This window comes from Helicobacter brantae (assembly GCF_003364205.1).
GTDB classification, from domain to species: domain Bacteria; phylum Campylobacterota; class Campylobacteria; order Campylobacterales; family Helicobacteraceae; genus Helicobacter_G; species Helicobacter_G brantae.
This window is the reverse complement of sequence record NZ_NXLV01000031.1, coordinates 1-719: the sequence shown is the minus strand read 5'-3', so window position 1 is coordinate 719 and position 719 is coordinate 1. Positions and strand designations below refer to the sequence as shown.

Below are 719 nucleotides of genomic sequence, written 5' to 3'. Positions count from 1 at the left end.
ACACTTGCTAGAGTGAGAGAAGAAGTGCTATCAATATTGACATTGAGATTTTTTGAGCTATCAAGGGTTAGGGTGGGATTCCCAATCGTTGTAGTTGAATTTGCAAGATTGAGAATGCTTGTGGAATTATTAGCACTCAAATTCAATGTAGAAATCTCTTGAGTTCCACCCTTGAGTGTAAGAGTTGCATTGCCTGTGCTATAAGTTAGTGTCGTAGTCGCATCATTGGAGTTGTTGATACTTCCTGTGATTGTCGCATTTGCTCCATCATTTAGACTAATTGCTGTGCTTATACCACTTCCACTTGTAGAGATATCTCCTGTAATGCTTCCATTTGCACCAAAAGTGATTGCCATACTTCCTGCAGTTGTAGAGATATCTCCTGCGACACTAGAAGCCCCATTGAGGGCAAGTGTTGCAGTCCCTTGATTGGATAGGGTAGTAAATGCAAGAGAAGAGTTACCAGCAAGTGTTAAATTGAGTTCTCCATTTGAGTTTGAGAAGTTTTGAGAAATCTTCAAGCTAGAATTGCCCTCTAATGCAATAGTTGTGGCAGTAGAAGTGGCATTGTCCAAACTTCCTACAAGAGCAAGAGATGAGTTATCTGCAAAAGTCCAATTCGCAGTTGAAGTGCCATTGAAAGCAATATCTCCTGTGATTTTCCCTACTGCACTCTCTCCTAGAGTAATTGCTGTGGTTGCACTATCACTTGAAGTGAT

The 719-nt window shown here is 40.8% G+C and carries 1 protein-coding gene; it reads right to left on the bottom strand.

The genetic code is table 11. The annotated features are described in order from the left end of the window. On the bottom strand, nucleotides 1-719 hold a 719-nt coding region (locus tag CQA58_RS08335), incomplete at both ends, for a hypothetical protein (RefSeq protein ID WP_170126783.1).